This is a genomic window from Kocuria massiliensis (assembly GCF_900169715.1).
Lineage (GTDB): Bacteria > Actinomycetota > Actinomycetes > Actinomycetales > Micrococcaceae > Rothia > Rothia massiliensis.
On record NZ_LT835159.1, the window covers coordinates 170,221 to 189,026 of the forward strand.

Annotated in this window: 19 protein-coding genes; 14 read left to right on the forward strand and 5 right to left on the reverse strand. The window is 57.8% G+C overall.

The features are described from left to right. The first annotated feature begins 3 nt into the window (after window positions 1–3). Entirely contained in the window at window positions 4–1,002 is a 999-nt protein-coding gene (hutG, locus tag B9Y51_RS01020; RefSeq protein WP_218189192.1) for a formimidoylglutamase, read from the forward strand. Further along, window positions 999–2,570 carry a histidine ammonia-lyase gene (gene hutH / locus B9Y51_RS01025; RefSeq protein WP_048682333.1) on the forward strand — a complete coding sequence of 524 codons (1,572 nt, stop codon included), beginning with the start codon at window positions 999–1,001 and terminating at the stop codon, window positions 2,568–2,570. The genes hutG and hutH overlap by 4 nt, the downstream gene beginning before the upstream one ends. Before the next feature lie 393 nt (window positions 2,571–2,963). Here the strand turns inward: hutH and B9Y51_RS01030 are convergent, their stop codons facing one another. Both B9Y51_RS01030 and B9Y51_RS01035 read right to left on the reverse strand, forming a co-directional pair. Beyond that, complete coding sequence (locus B9Y51_RS01030) at window positions 2,964–3,791, reverse strand: sugar phosphate isomerase/epimerase family protein (RefSeq protein WP_158088223.1); 828 nt, start codon at window positions 3,789–3,791, stop codon at window positions 2,964–2,966. 25 nt (window positions 3,792–3,816) lie between these two features. Continuing rightward, window positions 3,817–4,635 (reverse strand): IclR family transcriptional regulator, encoded by an 819-nt coding sequence (locus B9Y51_RS01035; protein ID WP_085528491.1) that lies wholly within the window; start codon window positions 4,633–4,635, stop codon window positions 3,817–3,819. A 357-nt stretch (window positions 4,636–4,992) separates the two neighbouring features. On the opposite strand from B9Y51_RS01035, the gene B9Y51_RS01040 reads away from it, so the two are divergent. The 7 genes from B9Y51_RS01040 (at window position 4,993) to B9Y51_RS11380 (ending at window position 14,301) form a co-directional block, all read left to right on the forward strand. Next, complete coding sequence (locus B9Y51_RS01040) at window positions 4,993–6,027, forward strand: Gfo/Idh/MocA family protein (protein WP_085528492.1); 1,035 nt, start codon at window positions 4,993–4,995, stop codon at window positions 6,025–6,027. Window positions 6,028–6,098: 71 nt separating this feature from the next. Then, window positions 6,099–8,009 (forward strand): thiamine pyrophosphate-dependent enzyme, encoded by a 1,911-nt coding sequence (locus tag B9Y51_RS01045; protein WP_085528493.1) that lies wholly within the window; start codon window positions 6,099–6,101, stop codon window positions 8,007–8,009. Between the two features lie 3 nt (window positions 8,010–8,012). Then, on the forward strand, window positions 8,013–9,464 hold the full coding sequence (locus B9Y51_RS01050; protein WP_085528494.1) for an NAD-dependent succinate-semialdehyde dehydrogenase: 1,452 nt from the start codon (window positions 8,013–8,015) through the stop codon (window positions 9,462–9,464). Further along, window positions 9,436–11,205, forward strand: a complete 1,770-nt coding sequence (locus B9Y51_RS01055) for a dihydroxy-acid dehydratase (RefSeq protein WP_245826010.1) — start codon at window positions 9,436–9,438, stop codon at window positions 11,203–11,205. Before B9Y51_RS01050 ends, B9Y51_RS01055 begins: the two co-directional genes overlap by 29 nt. A 167-nt stretch (window positions 11,206–11,372) precedes the next feature. Beyond that, window positions 11,373–12,803, forward strand: a complete 1,431-nt coding sequence (locus tag B9Y51_RS01060) for a sugar porter family MFS transporter (protein WP_218189193.1) — start codon at window positions 11,373–11,375, stop codon at window positions 12,801–12,803. Window positions 12,804–13,198: 395 nt separating this feature from the next. Continuing rightward, window positions 13,199–13,351 carry a hypothetical protein gene (locus tag B9Y51_RS11135; protein ID WP_158088224.1) on the forward strand — a complete coding sequence of 51 codons (153 nt, stop codon included), beginning with the start codon at window positions 13,199–13,201 and terminating at the stop codon, window positions 13,349–13,351. A gap of 827 nt (window positions 13,352–14,178) precedes the next feature. Next, window positions 14,179–14,301 (forward strand): hypothetical protein, encoded by a 123-nt coding sequence (locus B9Y51_RS11380; RefSeq protein ID WP_281252038.1) that lies wholly within the window; start codon window positions 14,179–14,181, stop codon window positions 14,299–14,301. 395 nt (window positions 14,302–14,696) lie between these two features. On the opposite strand, the gene B9Y51_RS01070 is transcribed toward B9Y51_RS11380, so the two are convergent. The 3 genes from B9Y51_RS01070 to B9Y51_RS01080 are packed head-to-tail and all read right to left on the reverse strand — an operon-like array spanning window position 14,697 to window position 16,250. After that, window positions 14,697–15,128 carry a hypothetical protein gene (locus B9Y51_RS01070; protein ID WP_085528498.1) on the reverse strand — a complete coding sequence of 144 codons (432 nt, stop codon included), beginning with the start codon at window positions 15,126–15,128 and terminating at the stop codon, window positions 14,697–14,699. Next, on the reverse strand, window positions 15,121–15,672 hold the full coding sequence (locus B9Y51_RS01075; RefSeq protein ID WP_048682315.1) for a hypothetical protein: 552 nt from the start codon (window positions 15,670–15,672) through the stop codon (window positions 15,121–15,123). The genes B9Y51_RS01070 and B9Y51_RS01075 overlap by 8 nt, the downstream gene beginning before the upstream one ends. Further along, entirely contained in the window at window positions 15,669–16,250 is a 582-nt protein-coding gene (locus tag B9Y51_RS01080) for an RNA polymerase sigma factor (protein ID WP_048682312.1), read from the reverse strand. The genes B9Y51_RS01075 and B9Y51_RS01080 overlap by 4 nt, the downstream gene beginning before the upstream one ends. 175 nt (window positions 16,251–16,425) lie before the next feature. Here B9Y51_RS01080 and B9Y51_RS01085 point away from each other — a divergent pair, with 175 nt between their 5' ends. The 5 genes from B9Y51_RS01085 (at window position 16,426) to B9Y51_RS01105 (ending at window position 18,705) form a co-directional block, all read left to right on the forward strand. Further along, a complete protein-coding gene (locus tag B9Y51_RS01085) occupies window positions 16,426–16,881 on the forward strand; it encodes an Asp23/Gls24 family envelope stress response protein (protein ID WP_048682309.1) in 456 nt (151 codons plus the stop codon). Between the two features lie 66 nt (window positions 16,882–16,947). Then, a complete protein-coding gene (locus B9Y51_RS01090; protein WP_048682307.1) occupies window positions 16,948–17,130 on the forward strand; it encodes a hypothetical protein in 183 nt (60 codons plus the stop codon). A 2-nt stretch (window positions 17,131–17,132) separates the two neighbouring features. Then, the gene (locus tag B9Y51_RS01095) at window positions 17,133–17,552 is read left to right on the forward strand and encodes an Asp23/Gls24 family envelope stress response protein (protein WP_082156830.1); all 420 of its coding nucleotides are present in this window, start codon (window positions 17,133–17,135) and stop codon (window positions 17,550–17,552) included. Further along, a complete protein-coding gene (locus tag B9Y51_RS01100; protein WP_085528499.1) occupies window positions 17,549–18,112 on the forward strand; it encodes a DUF6286 domain-containing protein in 564 nt (187 codons plus the stop codon). The genes B9Y51_RS01095 and B9Y51_RS01100 overlap by 4 nt, the downstream gene beginning before the upstream one ends. Continuing rightward, on the forward strand, window positions 18,109–18,705 hold the full coding sequence (locus B9Y51_RS01105) for an Asp23/Gls24 family envelope stress response protein (RefSeq protein WP_085528500.1): 597 nt from the start codon (window positions 18,109–18,111) through the stop codon (window positions 18,703–18,705). The genes B9Y51_RS01100 and B9Y51_RS01105 overlap by 4 nt, the downstream gene beginning before the upstream one ends. The last annotated feature ends 101 nt before the right edge of the window (window positions 18,706–18,806 follow it).

The following is an 18,806-nucleotide window of genomic DNA, read 5'->3' on the forward strand; positions in this document are numbered from 1 at the left end:
TCGATGGATCGTAGTGCTCTCACAGTGGACCAATCGGCCGCGGAATGGACCGGTCGCATCGACGGCGACGGCCGCGAACACCGCAGGTGGCACCAAGTGGTTTCCCCATACACCGCGCAGGCCGAACGGGAAGCTCCGGGTGGCGTGGTCTACCTGGGTTTCTCGAGCGACGAGGGAGTCGAGAGGAATAAGGGCCGGCGGGGTGCCGCGGCCGGTCCGCAGGCACTCCGTGGTGCGCTCGGTGGATTAGCTCTCGCCGATCAAGACGCGGACATCCGCGCTTGGGACGCGGGAACCGTTGCCGTCACTGACGATCAGCTCGAAGCGGGTCAGAAACGATTGGGCGAGGCAGTACGTCGCGTCATCGATGCGCAACGTCTCCCCATCATTCTGGGAGGCGGTCACGAAATCGCCTTCGGGACGTATCAAGGAGTGGCCGCGTCTGCCCGTCGCCAGGGCAAGAGGCTCGGGGTCTTGAACCTCGATGCACACTTTGATCTTCGACCGGACCCAGTCCCCAGTTCGGGAACGCCTTTCCGTCAGATGCTCGAGACCGAAGAGGCGGGCGGCGGAGACTTCCAGTATTCGGTGTTGGGCATCAGCCAGCCGAGTAATACACAGATCTTGTTCGACACGGCAGAGAAGTACGGCGTCCGGTATCTGCTGGATGAGCACTGTTCCGTTGCCGACCGTGAGCGAGTTCGAGAGTTTGTGGCCGGGGTTCTCGACGACGTCGACCTCCTTTACCTAACCATCGACCTTGACGGTCTCCCCGCGTCGACCGCGCCCGGTGTCAGCGCCCCCGCGGCCTACGGCGTCCCCCTGGAAAATATTCAACTGGCCTGCGACCTCGCGGCCTCGAGCGGAAAACTCGCGGCCTGCGACGTCGCCGAACTCAACCCCACGTACGACATCGACGGACGGACCGCGCGCACCGCCGCGCGCCTGGTCCACCGTATTGCGACCGCATCGCAGAACTCAGAGCTAGGAGCAACCTCATGAATCAATCGACCCAACATGAATCCGACCAGCGGCCCGAGGTCGTCGTCGGTGTGGGTGCCGTGAGCTTCCAAGACGTCGTCGACGTCGCGCGCCACGATGCCACGGTCCGACTCTCCGATGAAGCCTTGCAAGCAATACAGGAGTCCAGCGAACGCATCACCGAGCTCGCGAACTTCGACCGCCCGGTCTACGGCGTCTCGACTGGATTTGGCGCGCTCGCGAGCCGTCACATTCCGCAGGAGATGCGCCGTCAGCTGCAACGCGGCCTGATTCGCTCCCACGCGGCGGGTTCCGGTCCCGAGGTCGAACGTGAAGTCATTCGCGCCTTGATGTTGTTGCGGCTCTCTACTCTCGCCACGGGTCGAACCGGGGTGCGCCCCGAGGTGGCCCGGGCCTATGCGGACATGCTCAGTGCAGGGATCACCCCGGTCGTGCACGAATACGGTTCGCTCGGATGTTCCGGAGACCTCGCGCCGTTGGCTCACTGCGCGCTCGCGATAATTGGTGAAGGCCCTGTTCGTACTCGCGATGGCGAATTGACGACGTCGGCCGAGGCACTCTCGGCGGCCGGCCTGGAACCCGTGGTCCTCGCGGAGAAGGAAGGCCTGGCGCTCATCAACGGAACCGACGGCATGCTCGGTCAGCTCGTGCTCGCCCTGAACGACCTCGACCGCTTGATGCGACTCGCCGACTTGGCCGCCGCCATGTCGGTTGAGGGCCAGCTCGGGACCGATCGCGTCTTCCAGGCCGATCTTCAAGCCTTGCGCCCGCACCCTGGCCAGGCAGCCGCGGCCGCGAACATGACGTCGATTCTGACGGATTCCGGAATCGTTTTCAGCCACAAGGGTGACGACTGCACGTACGTCCAAGACGCCTACTCATTGCGGTGTTCCCCGCAGGTTGCCGGTGCCGCTCGAGACACCATCGAACACGCACGCATGGTCGCCGGGCGTGAGCTCGCCGCGGCGGTGGACAATCCCGTCGTGACCTTGGATGGCAGGGTCGAGTCCAACGGCAATTTCCATGGCGCCCCCGTCGCGTACGTGCTGGACTTCTTGGCCATCGCGGTTGCCGATACCGCTTCCATCTCGGAGCGCCGCACGGACCGGTTCTTGGATGTCGCTCGCAACCGAGGCCTGCCGCCTTTCCTGGCCGACGACGCCGGCGTCGATTCCGGCCACATGATCGCTCAGTACACGCAGGCGGCTATCGTCTCCGAACTCAAACGCCTGGCCAACCCGGCTTCGGTGGACTCGATTCCGTCCTCGGCGATGCAAGAAGATCACGTGTCGATGGGCTGGTCCGCGGCTCGCAAGCTCCGGAAGGCCATCGACGGGCTCAACCGGGTGCTCGCGATCGAGATTCTCACAGCCGCCCGCGGTATCGACCTGCGCGAGCACGACGCCGCCCCGGCCACATCCGCAGTGATCGCCGCAATCCGCGAGGCCGGAGTCGAGGGGCCCGGGCCTGATCGATTCCTCTCGCCGGAGATCGAAACGGTGGTGGAGCTGGTGTCCTCCGGGGCTCTTCTCGAGACGCTCGAGACGGTGACCGGCGAACTGCGCTAGGTCTTTGCTGCGGTAACGCGAAGGGGCCGTCGCCGACGAGTCGGTGACGGCCCCTTCGCTTTGCGCGGCCCGCGGGCCGGCCTTATGGCGCGCTACCTAATTGGCTACACAAGTATCATGGCCACTTCCCGTACACCGTGTGGCAGCCCGGTGACTTCCGGGCGATTGGGCAACGTCCTGGTTAATACCTTTCATTACAGCCACCCCTACCTCGGGCGTCCGATCAAGGGGCAGCTCATGCAGGGCGAAGGCATACGCACGAGTGCTTTGGATCTCGAGCGTACTGAGCTAGATCAAATTCCGGCAGGGCCGTCCCAGACTAGTCGAGGCGAACGTTCAACAGTTGGTATTTGAGCTCTCTGTGTGCGTTGCCGTGACGATTTGTCAGTAGCGCTATTTCACAGACTGGAGAACGTTCTGGATAAAGGAGTAGCTCTGGGCAAGAATCTCGTCGATACTCCGTTCGTCGCCGAAAACATGGGCCTCGTGCTCAACGACAAGGTAACCATCGAATCCACATTGCCTCAACGCTTTCACCATGGCAGGAAAATCGATGTTTCCTGCACCCAGCGGCGGGAACGTGAATCGATCTGGGTTTCCCTCACCGTCCTTGAGGGCAGCAATCAGAGTCCGGTCCCCCAGGTTTCGGGCTGCGGAAGTAACATCATGTGTGGTTACTTCCAGGTGGGAGGGGTCAAAGCTCACGCCCAAGTTGGGAACAGCATTTAGGATCTTCAAAGTTTCGTCAGTGGAGGAAATTAGTTGCCCGACAATCGGCTCTAGACCAACGGCCACACCTAGACTTGAGCACTGGTCCACTACCTGCTTCAAAGACTCGATGAAAGCATTGGTTTCGCCAGCTACACCACCGGTCCCTAGCCCTGAGTCTTCTCGCGCATCGCCGGCAATCACATGTATGAGGGGCGCACCCAGGTCAACCGACTTCTGGGCAAGGTCAATTGTCCAATCGATAGCTTCGGACCGCCGGGCAGGATCAGGGTTAGCCAGTCCCTCTCTGTGTGCCGCAATGGAACTTACTGCATCAGTCGCAGCGATCTTGTTGATTTCCTCTAATGTAGTTTCTGGTGTGATGTGAGGCTCTGCCCACGGCAATGTCTCTGCATTTAGCTCTGCCTTTTCGAAACCTGCATCTTGGATTCGCTTGATGGCTGTTAGAACTGGCTCTCCGCTGAACAGTCCTGTGTGGAAACTTGTCTTCAAGTCAACGCTCCTGTTGTTGGTTGTTTTAGTCTGCTTGTTCTCCGAGTGCCAAGGTGACCGAAGATGCTGGGTGGCGCTCAATTGGTCCACCTAAGCGTTCTGTGACTGCGCGACTGGCAGCGATAACCTGGTCGGCAATTGCTTCGACTCGAGAGATATCCATGCGGTGAATTGGCCCGGAGACGCCTAGACTTCCCGCCACGGTGCCGTCCACGCCAAATACCGGCGAGGCCACGCATCTGACGCCTGAGTTGTACTCCTCATCATCGACCGCGTAGCCACGTTCTACTGTGGCCACCAAATCGCGATTGAGGTCCTCCAGCGACGTAAGGGTCCGAATAGTGAATTTTTCTAACGGGTGCGTAAGCCACTGCCTTCTGTCTTCCTCCGGTAAATGCGCCAAGATAGCTTTTCCAGTCGAGGTGGCATGCATCGGTGGTCGACTACCAATTTCTGTATCAACCGAGACACGGAACGAAGCCTTGCGTTGCAAAATGTAGACCGGACCCTGAGTGGTTACCTGGGAAACATGGACTGATTCTCCCGTAAGCCCGACCAGCAATTCGCATACTTCTTCGGAGGCTAATCTAACGTCGAGACGGCGTAGCGCCGCACCGGTTATAGATACCAATTTCGCCGAGGCTCTGTACCGCTTGGTGTCGTGGTCTTGTTGCACATATCCGCGGTGAATCAATGTCTTCAAGATTCTGTGGGCATTACCCTTGTCGATCTCGAGCTGGGCCGCAAGCCCACTGACACCGAGGCCCGAGTCGCTCAGCGAGAGCGCTTCCAAAAGGTCCAGTCCTGTTTCTAATGATCCGCTACGAGGTTTCGCATTACTCACAGCTACACGCTATGTGCAGTGTTGTCTCAAAGTCAACGAAGTTGTCTATCTCTTGAAGTTCACATGAGATGTGCGCCAGTCAGGCGCCCAAAGTGCCAGTTTCCGGTGCCCCGCTGACGACTGAGGACCTGCGTTGGGAGTCCCTTTCCCTTTGGTGGGGCGCAAATCTCCCAACTCGGAGGGGGCGTTGTGTATGGAACAACAGTGTTGTACAGTCTCCATATCGTTACATGTGTCGCACGGCACATGAATGGTGGATGCCCGTCGCAAACTCTGCGATCAGGATTCTGCGTGGAGTTGCTCCACGTGGTGCATGGCACCGCCAGATGACCGCACGCAAGGCAAGGTATGAATTAGATGGCTTCAGAAAATAGGCCAGAAATCGGCATCGCTGTCGTGGGCACCGGGGTAATGGGGGCAGATCATCTACGGAGAATCCCGGAGTCTATCGCCGGGGCTCGAGTGGTGGCCGTAGTCGATGCAGACCCGATCCGGGCTGAAGAGGCGGCAAAACTCGCTCCTGGGGCCAAAGTTGCGGGTTCCCTCACCGAAGCATTGGACCGAGGCGATGTCGACGGAGTCCTCATCGCGACGCCAGGGAGCACTCACTATCCGATCGTCATGGAAGCCCTAAACGCCGGAGTTCCGATTCTTTGCGAGAAACCGTTGACGGAGGATGCTATCTCCGCAAAGAAGATCGTCGATGCTGAGACTGAACTTGGTAAACGTCTAATCCAGGTGGGTTTCATGCGTCGGTTTGACCGGCAGTACAAAGAGGTTAAGAGCGCTATCTGTGGGGGTGAGCTCGGAGACGCCCTGGTCGGACGCTTTGTCCACCGACTCGAAGTTGCCCCTCCTCGCTTTGCCGAGGAAGACCTCATCCCAGAATCCTCGGTCCACGAATTTGATACCGCCCGTTGGCTTTTTGACGAAGAGGTGGCATCTGTAGAGGTTCTGAAACCGAGGAACAACCGATTTGCAGCTGCAGGACTTCCAGGACCGCAGCTTCTGGTAATCCGGATGGTTTCTCAGGGAATCATCGTCGTTGAGGCCAACCTTGACTGCTCATACGGGTACGAGGTGTCGGGTGAGATCACATTGGAGAAGGGGACTTTGGAGTTCGGTCGGCCGGACGGAGTTACATACCGCCAGAAGCGCTCAGTATCCCACTGCGTGCCACCGGACTTTCGTGGGCGCTTTCTTGATGCCTACAACGACGAGATTCAAGCATGGGTCGACGGAATCCATGCCAATCGGATTACCGGACCGAGTGCGTGGGATGGATACGCTGCCACGGTTGTCGTTGAAACAGGAGTCCGGGCTCAACGTTCCGGAAAGATCGAACCGGTCAACTTACCCGAAAAGCCCGATTTCTACACGCAGACGGACTGATCGTCCCAGACATCCGCATGCACACTTCATGTCAAAACTCAGTAAACCGCTATGACCACTCGAGGTTTCTTATGAATGAGACTCCCACTGCAGCGACTACCTCCTCGATCATCGAAGAGCGGCGCAGCCGTGCCCAAGCAATCGTAGACGCAGGTTCGGTGCAGGCAGCACTTGAAAACAGGACTCTTCCCAAACACGTCAATCTGACCTTGTCCGAGGCTGTCATCATCGGACTACTCCTGCAGAACGTCCGCACCTTCATCGGAATCTTTGGCCACGGGTCTACCGACCTGGGCGAAGTCATGCGGGTGTATGAGGAAGTCGGGGCGTTGAAAACCTATCCCGTCCGCAACGAGGTTGAGGCAGCACACGCTGCCACGTCATTGCGATGGACAACCGGAACAAAATCCGCTGTCTTTACATCCATAGGCCCTGGGGGCTTGCAGGCTATGGCGGGAAGCTTGGCCGCCAGCAGCGACGGGGTCGGGGTGTGGCATATATACGCTGATGAAACCACCGAAGCCGAAGGCCCCAACATGCAGCAGATCCCGGGGGAAGGCCAGGAAAAATTCCTCAAACTGACCTCTTCCATGGGGCCTGCATACACCATGCATACGCCCTGGGCTCTTCCCGAAGCGCTTCGACAGGGACTGAACACCGTAGATGACCCCCATCATGCGAGGCCTTTTTACCTGTTGCTGCCTATCAACACCCAGCCCCAAAAAGTCAAGATGAATCTCGGGGCACTACCGACGGTGCCTCCTGCAAGCCTTGGTGCTGCTGCAGACAATGGTCAGTACGATGAGGCTGCCAAAATCCTCATGGCAGCAGAAAAGGTCGTCGTACGTGTTGGTGGGGGCGCCCGCGGCGCAGGAGACGAGATCGAGGAGATCCTTCCTCTGGTGGACGGCTTCGCCATAACTTCTCCGATAGCATCCGGGACGATCCCATACTCGCATCCGAGAAATCTCACAGTCGGTGGGACCAAAGGGTCCATCAGCGGAAACTTCGCGATGGAAAATGCTGATGTTCTACTAGCTATCGGAAGCCGGGGAGTATGCCAATCGGACATGTCTCGTACCGGCTACCCCCGTGTCCAACGCGTCATCAACGTCAACGCGGATCCCCATGACGCGGTCCATTACAACCACGCGATCCCGCTGTGGGGCGATGCCAAGCTGACCCTCCAAGGCCTAATCAAGGCGCTGAAAACTCGAGGAGCCAAAGAACACGATCTCGACAGTCAGTGGGCAGTGGAAGCCCTTGAGGCCTGGGAGAAGTGGGAAACATTCAAACATCAAAGGTTCGAGAACCCTGTCATCAAAGACGAGGTATGGGGTCGTGAGGTCCTGACCCAACCAGCAGCGTTAAAAACTGTTGTTGATTGGGCCAATCAGCACGAAGACGCTGTCCTATTTTACGACGCCGGTGATGTCCAGGCGAACGGTTTCCAGGTGGCAGAAGACAATGCTGTTGGTAAGACGATTACCGAAACCGGAGCAAGCTACATGGGCTTTGCCGCGAGCTCGGTCCTTTCCAGCGGCATCGCGGGAGGAGAATTCTTCGCCCTCGGAATGACAGGTGATGGAAGCTTCTCCATGAACCCTCAAGTACTCATCGACGGTATTCAGCATGGGGCCCGTGGGGTCGTTGTGTTGTTTGATAACCGTCGTCAAGGGGCCATCTCATCTCTGCAACTTGATCAATTCGGCATTGACTATGCCACTAATGACCAAGTCGAGGTCGACTATCAAGCTTGGGCACGATCAATTAAGGGAGTCCAAGGGCTACACGGCGGATACACAACAGAAGAACTTAGTGCTGCTCTGACCAAAGCCTATGAATACAACGGCCTGTCTCTTATCCATCTTCCCATCTATTTCGGTCCCAACGAACTAGGTGGGCTTGGCTCCTTTGGCCGATGGAATGTCGGTCCTTGGGTGGGAGACACAGAAAATCTTCGTCATCAACTGGAGGTCTGAACAATGACTGAATTCCCCAATATCATCCCCGGACAACTTCACATCAATGGAGCGTGGCGGCCGTCGTCAGATGGAGCCACCAGCAAGGTCATCAATCCTGCAACCGAAGAGATCCTTGGAACCATCGCTCAGGCCACTCCTGAAGACGTGGACCTAGCAGTTGCTGGCGCGAAAGACGGCCTCAAAACTTGGCGGAACACTGATGCCTGGACAAGGTCCTCCAAGATCCGCCGTATCGCCCAGATCCTTCGTGAATGGACTCCCGAAGCTGCTCGCCTGATGACTGCTGAACAAGGGAAACCGCTTAGTGAATCCGAAGGTGAGTGGAATGCCGCAGCCGACCAGTTTGACTGGTACGCAGATGAGGCTCGTCGCATTTATGGTCGAACGGTTGACGGACATTCCACGGATAGTCGCCTGTTAGTGACACGAGAACCTGTTGGCGTTGTGGCAGCCTTCGCGGCATGGAATTTTCCTGCGCTCTTGCCCTCACGGAAGATGGCACCTGCTCTGGCTGCAGGCTGCTCGGTCATAGTCAGGCCTCCCGGTGAAGCTCCCTACTCCACGCTTCTGATCGTCGAAGCTGCTCGTCAGGCGGGCATTCCGGAAGGAGTTGTTTCAGCTTTGACCGGTAGCGCTTCCAACATCAGCAAGAGGATGGTCGCTTCCGGCGAAATTCGAAAGATCTCACTGACAGGGTCAGTGCCCGTAGGGCAGACCCTTCTGCACCTTGCAGCGGATAGCATCACCGATGTTTCGATGGAACTTGGTGGCCATGCTCCGGTTCTCGTCTTCTCGGACGCCGATATATCTCAGGCCGCAGAAACTTGCGTTGCCACAAAATTCCGTAACGCTGGTCAGGTCTGCGCCTCACCGAGCCGTTTCATAGTCCATGAGAGCATCGCCGAAGAGTTCACCAAAGCATTCGTCGCTGCCACTCATGCATTGAATATCGGAGACGGTACTGATCCAAGGACCCAAGTAGGCCCGTTGACTAATCTCAAACGAGTTGAAGAAGCTCAAGAGCTGGTGGACGACGCGGTCGCTCACGGTGCCACGATCGCAGTAGGTGGGGGCAGGGACTCTCGCTTCCAAAAAGGATTTTTCTTCGAGCCGACTGTTCTCACCGGTGTCAACGGCAAAAGCAAAATCATGGTCGACGAGCCCTTTGCACCAGTGGCACCGATTACGACTTTCAGCACGATGGAGCAGGCGCTCGAACTCGCTAATGCCACGGACTTCGGGCTAGCTAGCTACGTATGGACGAAGGATTTGAGTACGGCCGTTCGGGCTTCAGAGGGAATCGAGGCCGGTATGGTCGGCATCAACTCGATGATCGTAGCTTCGGCTGAGGCGCCATTCGGTGGTGTAAAGCAGTCAGGCTATGGCCGTGAAGGCGGTAGCGAAGGCGTCCTAGATTACACCGTTGCTAAAGCAACTTTCCTCGGCCTGTAAGGAGAAGATGATGAATTCTGAGTCGAGTTCTGAGGGCAAAGCAAAAACCGAGGGCGTATACGGGCGTCTGACCAATTACGGGGATGTAGAGTTCAGCAAGTTTATTCGACGTGCGTTTTTGAATTCAGCGGGGCTCGACGAGACAGACATCGACCGACCCGTTATTGGAATAGTGAACACTACGTCGGATTTCACGACCTGCCACCGAGAAATGCCCCAGATGATAGAGGCCGTGAAACGAGGCATCTTGGAGGCTGGAGGGATCCCCTTCGTTTTCCCTGTGATGTCTCTCGGAGAGATCCTAACCAATCCTACGACCATGCTGTTCAGGAACCTGATGGCCATGGAGTTGGAGGAACAACTGACCTCCCAGCCCATGGACGCTGTAGTCCTTCTCGGAGGTTGCGATAAAACAGTTCCAGCAGAACTGATGGCGGCGGCATCGGCTGATATCCCGGCGATCCAACTAGTAGTCGGTCCGATGACAGTGGGCAATTACCGGGGCGAGCGGCTTGGTGCTTGTACAGATTGTCGCAGAATGTGGACTGAGTTCCGTGGCGACCGGTTGAACGAGAAGGAAATTAGCGAGATCAACACCCAACTGGCGCCGTCGGCCGGCACTTGCATGGTGATGGGCACTGCCTCCACCATGGGGTGTCTAGTCGAAGCTTTGGGGATGTCCTTGCCGTTTTCTGGTACAGCTCCATCAGTTTCCTCGGATCGGTTGCGGATCTCCGCAGCCACCGGCAGGCAAGCGGTCGAACTCGCCCTGTCCGGGCGCAGGCCATCGGAGATTATGACTGAATCCGCCTTCAAGAACGCGATTATGGTACTTTCAGCCATCGCAGGATCCACTAATGCCATCATCCACCTCACGGCAATCGCTCGTCGCCTAGGACTGGCAATCGATCTTGATGACTTCCACGACATCTCTCAGAAGATCCCGGTTCTCGTCAACTGCAAACCTGCAGGTAAGAATTACTTGCCGGATATGCACCGAGACGGCGGTGTTCCAGCGCTTTTGAAAACGCTGGAAGATGTCCTGGAGCTAGATGCCACCACTGTTACAGGCAAGACGATAGGGCAGCAGATCCGGTCGAATGAAGGGCCACAAGAATGGCAAGAGACCATCCGTACCTTTGATGATCCGTTGCAAAATCCCGGCGGTCTCGTCACGCTCCGAGGGTCCCTTGCTCCCGAAGGAGCAGTGATTAAAGCGGCTGCGGCGGACCCTGAGCTGATGATCCATGAAGGGCCGGTGCATGTTTTCGATTCGTTAGAAGAAGTTGAAGAAACACTTGACGATGAATCCTTGGGCCTGACTCCCAACCACATACTGATTATGCGCAACATCGGACCTGTGGGGGCGGGGATGCCAGAAGCCGGATCCATTCCCATCCCCAAGTATCTGGCTCGCCAGGGAGTCAAGGATATGGTCAGAATCTCGGATGGGCGTATGTCGGGGACTGCATATGGCACCATCGTTCTTCACGCCAGCCCGGAAGCAGCTCTGGGCGGGCCTCTGGCTCTAGCCCGCAATGGAGACAGGGTACGACTCGATGTTCCTGCACGGAAGGTTGACCTTTTAGTGAGCGAGGACGAGCTAGAGCGACGCAGGGAAACCGTCAGTTTTCCCGAACCTCCCGCCCGGGGGTGGCGGCGTCTCTATGCAACTCAAGTTGTCCAAGCTTCCGAAGGCGCAGACCTTGCCTTTCTCCGGAGCGTACCTGAGAAACACTGACCCTTCTCGGGCCCCTAAACTTCCCTCCCTAATTTGGTGTGGACTCCGTGACAAAGGCATCCGAGGATCTGTGGTTCCTGTGTTGCTTCGGCGTCCGTCGCTTTTGACTAAGGAGTTCAACCGTGAATACGAATCCTGAAACAACCTCCACCACCGCCCTTCCTGTTATGAACAAGGGCTCTTACGGCAAACGCCTGGGGGTCATTTCCATTGTTGCTTGTCTTGGGGGGCTTCTATTTGGATATGACACCGGTGTTGCAAACGGAGCAGAGGGCCCCATGGCCAAAGAATTAGGACTCTCTCTAATCCAGTTGGGAGTTGTCATTAGCTCCCTGGTTTTTGCTGCCGCATTCGGCGCACTTCTGATCGGGCGTATATCAGACGCGATAGGCCGAAGGACCAGCATTCTCATACTCTCGGCCATGTTCTTTATAGGCGTGGTACTAGTCGTTTTCTCGCCGGCCGGCCCCGAGCTGGGAACTTTCTCACCCGTGGGATTCACCATGCTGGTATCTGGGCGAATCGCCCTTGGACTAGCAGTCGGCGGAGCATCGACTGTCGTACCTGTTTTTCTCGCAGAATTAGCGCCATATGAAATACGCGGATCGATAACCGGACGGAACGAGCTGGCCATTGTTATTGGACAGCTGGCCGCTTTCAGTGTCAATGCATTTCTCGCGACAACATTCGGTCACGTTGAAGGAATATGGCGGTACATGTTCGCTGTATGTGCCGTTCCGGCCGTGGCATTGTTTATTGGCATGTTGCGTATGCCAGAATCCCCGCGTTGGCTGGTCGAGAAAAATCGCCACGATGATGCCTTGGCGATCCTCAAGAGTATCCGACCTCCACAACGAGCCGAGGCCGAAGTCCAACAGCTAAAAATCGTCACTCGCGAAGAAAAGGCCTCCGGCAGAATGGGCATTTGGGCCATCCTTGGCAACAAATGGCTATTGAGGATAATTCTTGTCGGAATTGGTGTGAACATGATCCAGCGGCTCTCCGGAATAAACTCGATCATGTACTACGGTACCCGCGTGCTCGAAGAATCTGGTATGGATGATAAACAGGCCATCGTCGCTAATGTTGCCTTTGGGGCTGTATCAGTTATCGGAGGAATTATTGCGTTATACAATATGGATCGCGTCAATCGAAGAAAAACCTTCACTATCGGCCTGACGCTGACTACATTGTGCCACTGTCTTATTGCGGTATCTGCCCAAGTCTTTCCCGCAGGGAGTTCCATTCGACCATATGTAATTCTTATACTGGTCGCAGCATTTTTGCTATCAATGCAGAGTTGTCTAAATATTGCGGTGTGGGTGTGGCTCGCAGAAATATTCCCTTTGCATATGCGTGGACTTGGAATAGGTATAGCTGCGTTCGTGGGATGGGGTTCGGATGGCTTTCTATCCCTCTTTTTTCCTACGTTGATTTCCGGTGCCGGAATTACAGGAACATTTCTTCTTTTTGCTGCGGTTGGGGTTATTGCCCTTGTTTTTGTCAGGACACAGGTTCCAGAAACACGTGGAAGGTCCCTCGAATCGCTCGAGGAAGATGTTTCAACGGGTAACATTTATGCTGGAATCCATCGCTAAAGCGTGTTTTAGCGTACCCTGCAGGCAGTCTGGAATGTTTGTAACGGCTAGCTAAATGGTGCACATTAGTTATTATGGCATGGGAATAAGCTCCGCACGCCACTCGAAGGGGTTGTGTTGGATAATTGAAGCTGAGGTTGTAGGGCACGCGACCACGCGCTAAACCTCGCGAAAGGTGAGCATATAAATCACGAGGGTGATCTCCAAGGCTCATTTATTTCCGCAGGAGTAAACCGTTTTGAACGGTTAAGAAACTGCGTTAGGGAAGTGTCCACGAGACTAACCTCCTAGGATTCGACCAAATCGTTTGATGAGCGGCGATCGGATTCCAGAACACCGGAAATGAGCGTGTCGGCCCATTCCTCTCTGTTCCAGAAATCCTTTCGTCTGCTGACATGGGTTATGACTACAAGGCCGGATGGATCCTGCGGAGAGAACATCGTCCCTACACTGCATTCGAAATGGACGGACGCAAACAACAGCTGCAAGCGTCCGTGGTAGCAATCGTTGTCGCCATCGGCATCGTCGCAATTTCGTGGGACCACTAGTTGAACGGTGGCGGCATTCCGCCGACCTCCCAAGTCTTCGCTGACACCATCAGAGCTGGCGTCAGTGACCCGTCTATTGGCAAGACAATGGCCCTGTGGGCCATACCAGGGGCGATCATTCGGCTCGTGGGCGGCCCTCAGCGGCAACTGGGCGTCTTGTTCGCAACGGGCTTGTTGGTGGCCTCGCCAAACGCTGACTGGTCCTCATTGGATTGCTTGCGCGAAAGCTTTGGACGACTTGGCGCGGTGAAGAAGGTGAACGAGAGGTCGGGCTGGTTGGTGCAGGATTGATTGCCGGTGACTCGTTGTTCAACCTCGGCAAGATCATTCGGATTTGATGTCTTGCTGACAACGCGATGTATGTTCCGAGGTCAGAAATCGTGTTGGAACCATGTCGAAGCGCCATTCCGACACAGCGATTATTGCGACTCCTCGCAGTTGAGGGCGAGCTGGCTGAGTGCCGAGCAACCATAAAAGCCCTTTCGCTGGTCCCTTGTTGGGGCGCACCGCGATGGCTCAGTTGCTCAGGACGCGCGGTCAGGGGTGTCTACAGAGCAAGCTGTAAGATCAACACGGAGAAACGGACTGGATGCTGCCGAGCAGATCCCAAAAGGTACGAAGGTTCGCTGCCGGTTCGGGCCCCAGGGTCTCTTTTGGCTACGTTTGGCCGCCCTGGGGTTTCTTCATGTATCGGTCACTCCCGTGACGGAATATCGAAGGATGAGCCGTCGTATTTGCCCGGGCCGTGGTGCTTTTCGCGGGCTTGTGAGCCGCTACCCTGAACTCAGGTTTTCTCGTAGGCTCGGACTCAACGAAAGGAGCGCGACATGGCAGTTCAGATGCCGGAGGGGTCGGAACACGCCACTCTTACTCCTGCTCAATTGAGTGCTCTGATTGATGAATCTCAAGAGCGGCTCGCCGGAGTGAATCGGCTCCTTGAATCCCGGTGACCTCCTGGGTCTACCTCACTCGTGACGACATTGTGAAAATTCACGAGAGGATCACATCCGTGCCAATACGCGATGAGAACTTTCTTCTCAGCGCTGTGGATAAGCCATAGGCCAGTTACATGGGCGTTGCGGTCTACCCTGAAATCGAAGACAAGGCGGCGGCCCTTTTGATCGGCCTCTCCCAAGGGCAAGTCGAGCAAGCCTTTGTCTCGGCGTGGATCAGGGCGTTTACGAAACCCTTGAAATAACAGACTCGAAACCCTCCCTGTGACGGACTCCTGTCTTCTCCCTCAGAAGCCTTTGGGTAAAACCGATGGGAGACAAATGCAAGGTGTAAACCGCATTCAGGGATTTGGTGTCATCCGGGAAACGAATGATCATCCCGGCCAGTACAGCTAGACCCGCTCGATCTCGCGCACGGAAATACTGTGAGTCCCCGGCGTCAGGCCGTGCGCCGTAATGACCTCATTCACCCGGGTCGCCACGGCCTGGGCGATGCTGAGGGCCGTGACTCCAGAGTCCTCGGCGACCCAGACGGCTGCCGTGAGCGTCGCCGTCGAACCCTCCTGATTCAAAGAGAGTCCGTGAGTTTCATCCGCTTCGGTGGTCGGTTGGCGCTTCCAGAGCGTGCGTAGGAAATCCCCGATACCGGCTTCACGACGGGTGACGCCCGGAACGGCGTCGATGGACCGTGCGAGAACCTCGAGTAGCCCTTCCGGTCGATCGGTCGAAATGACCGTGCCGGAAACGGCCGCAGTTCCAGTGCCCTTGCCGGAAGCCGCTGACTCGGATGGGGAGCCTGACCGAGATGAACGTTGGCTAGTCATTGAGCACATCCTCCACAGAAAATTCGATGTCGGCGACGTGCGCCCCCAGCTTGCTCGACATGATGTCCCTGATCGCGGGGCGGACGACGTCGTCGAGATCCTGGAAATGGAAAGTGGGCGAAACGGTCAGGCCGATGCGCAGCGTGAGCGGTTGCAGCCCGTCAGCGGGGTCTTCGGAGCCGGTCACGGTGCAACGTCGGGCCATGAGCCCCGGGTGGGCATCGACGATTTCACGGGCGGTACGGGAGATCACCAGTTGACTGAAGGATACGGTGGCGTCGTCGTCGCGATGCACCGGGATGTCCGCGCCGCGGCGCAGGGTTGAGCGAGCGAAGTTCAACACTCGCTCCCGGGCTTGGGAAGTCATCGTGAGGGAGCGGTCTTCCCGCTGGGCTGCATCGGTCATGCGATCGAGCTGCTGAAGCCGGTCGCGCAGATCGGAGCAATGCGGGCAAGCGCGTTGGTGCTCATCCGGCACGGAGTCCTTGGTGTCCATGACAGATTCGACGGTTCGCCCGCATTCCAAAGGTTCGTCGTTATTCATCGCCATTCCTTCATGTCCTGGGCCAGACGCGCGCGTGCTCGGGAGAGTCGACCGCGCACCGTGGCAACCGGGGTCGCGAGCGTTTCTGAGATTTCCGCATAGGAAAGGCCCATGTATTCCCGTAGGACCCAACATGCCCGTTGGTCATCGGGCAAGGTCAGCAGGAGTCGTGACAGCTCGTCCATGCTCGAATGCACCTCCGTCACACGCTGAGGGTCATTCGCGGGTCGAGTATCGGTCATCGAGGGGTGGTCTTGATTCGTCTCATCGATCGGGACAGTCGCGGAGCGCTTTGGTGACCGCAATATGTCCTTGCAACGATTCACGGCCTGCCGATAGAGCCACGTCGGAAACGCTTCCGGGATCGCGAGGTGTTCCAACGTGGTCCATGCCTTCACCAGCGACTCCTGGGCGACGTCCTCCGCGTCGGCGCGATTGCCGAGCATCCGGTAGGAAAGTCGAAGAAGGGGCGCCTGATAGCGATCCACGAGCCGTGCGAAAGAGTCGAGATCTCCGTCCTGAGCACGCAAGACCAAGGTGGCGATGTACTCCGGGGTGAACTCATCGTCGGAATTCATGGATGCGCCTCCTTGCCTCTGGTCGCCCCAAAAGGCCATGATGCCCACCATCCTCGCAGATTGAAGCCCCTAATGGCACCCAAAAAAATTCTTTAAGAAAAGTCGTGACGAATGGTTCGCAGCCTCGTCAGTATAGGTACAAGCCCGTTTCGACCAGATCAAGGGAGTCATCATCATGGCACATGAAAACAAGGCACCGCAGAACAGCAGCGTTGGCGAATCGGTAAGCCCCCTGCAGACCAGCAAGGGCAATACGACCATCAACGACACCGTCGTCCAGAAGCTCGCCGGCATTGCCGCCCGCGAGGTTCCCGGCGTTTACTCCATGGGCAACGCCGCACGCCGCGCCTTCGACTCGCTCTCGGAGCGCATCCCGGGATCGCAGACCAACGTCGCCGGCGGCGTCTCCGTGGAAAAGGGAGAAAAGCAGGCGGCCGTTGATCTCAGCATCGTCATCGAATACGGCACGTCCGTCGTCGAGATCGCGAACAGCATCCGCCGCAACGTGATCCGCACGGTTGAGCAGGCCACCGGCCTGGACGTCATCGAGGTCAACATCGACGTCACCGACGTCCACCTGCCCAACGACGACAACCAGAACGAAGAGTCGAACGACCGCGAGCTTCAGTAATTGAGTAGGGGCCGGCGCACTGTGCCGGCCCCACCCCTCAAATTTTTCTCTGGGAAGGGACACAGCATGAAACCGAGTCACTTAGGACTCATCGTCGGTCTGGCGTTGGGCGCCATCGCGTTCTTCGGAGGATTCCTCGCATTCCTCACCGCCGTCGTCTTTGCCGTGATCGGTGGCGCCGTCGGCCTGATCCTGGAAGGACGGCTGGACCTGCGCTCCTTGATGGGCCGCGGTTCTGACAGGAGGTGACCATGTCTACCAGTGCGCCAGAGCAGGGCACTTCTCCCTCCGGGGTTTCCGGGTCACGTGAATCGGAGGGGGAGCGAGGTCGCCTCGTCGTGGCCGACCGCGTGGTCGAGAAGATCGCGGCGCAGTGCGCTTCAGAATTCTCGAGCGTCGGTGGTCGAGGGGGAGGGTTCCTCGGCATGGGTGGCCACGCCGATCTCGATTCTCGCCCCAACGTCAAGGTGGAACTCACGGGGTCGATCGCTGTGCTCAGCGTCGAACTCGGCATTGAATATCCCCTCCCGTTGGAGGAGACGACCGAGCAGGTCCGTGAGGCCCTCGTGCGCACCGTGTCCCGCCTAGCCGGCGTCGAGGTGCGACAGGTGGATATTCGAGTTAAGTACCTCGTGCCTCAGCATCATCAAAGCGAAAGGGTTCTGCTGTGAAATCACTGCGACGGCGCCCCTTGCGCGCCACCCCGTCAATTGTGGTTGCGCTCGTGATCCTTGCGGTCGGAATACTGCTGACCATCGCGGGTATCCAGAAGCTCTCCACTGGCCAGTGGTGGCCCCAACTGACCGACGCGGCCAACTCCGCTTCTTCGGCGGCATGGAACTCCAGCTGGGGGTGGGGTGTGGCGATAGTTTCCGCCGTCTTGGGCGTGATCCTGTTGCTCTGCGCCATCATCCCTGGCGGGTTCAACGCCGCCATGCTGGGCCGTCAGTCGGAACCCACCTCTGGTGCCCGTGGTCCCATCGACGCCGTGGTTGATAACCGTGGCCTCGCGACCCTCGCCTCGGCTGCGGCCGCCCAGGTGGACGGCGTCGCCGGAGTTAAGTCCACCGCCACGCCCAAAAAGGTCACGGTGCAGATCACGACGCCGTTGCGTTCCACCGAAGCATTAGTGGGTCAGGTGCAACAGGCCGTCGAGAATCGTTTGGCCTCGGCCGAGCTCGAAACCTTCCCCAAGGTGCGGGTCGCCGCGCAGAGCAAGGACGTGTCATGAAAAAAACCGCAGGTGCTTTTAACCGAACCTGGCTCACCATCATCGGATGCATCCTCCTCATCGCGGGAGTCGGATGGGGCCTCGTGGCGGGCGGGGTGTTCTCCTCGGCCGGTAGCACGTGGGCTCCTGACGGCACGCCGCTGCAAGGAGCCGGTGGGCTCCTGGAGGCTGGGTGGCTCGCCGCGGCGACCATCGCCGTCGGCATCCTGTTGATCATCGTGGCGCTATGGTGGTTCATTCGCCAAGCACCCCGGAGCGCAGGGGCCTCGACCTTCCGCTTTCAGCGGGACCCCCGGTACGGCGTGACCTTGGTGGATTCTAAGGTGATTGCTTCTGCCATCGCGGAACACGTTCAAACGCTCACGAATGTTACGGACGCCAAAGCGGGGCTTAAGGGCGAGCGAACCAACGCCGAGCTCGTACTGGACGTCACCGTTCACGAGCGAGCCGATCTTCCCACCGTGACTCGAGAGATTCGCGAGCAGGTGGTGCCAGCCGCCGCCCGAGTCTTGGGCGGCCCTCTGAATAGCGTCGGAATCGCCTATTCGGTAACTCGAAATTCCCGCTCGAAACGCACCGTGCAGGTGCAATGAGCGGAATACAAGAAACCTGATCGTGGAGTCTAGTCCCAACCCTCCAGCGCGCATCTCGCTCGGCGGGTGTTAGGGGAGATTTTTGGGGGACCCCACGGTCG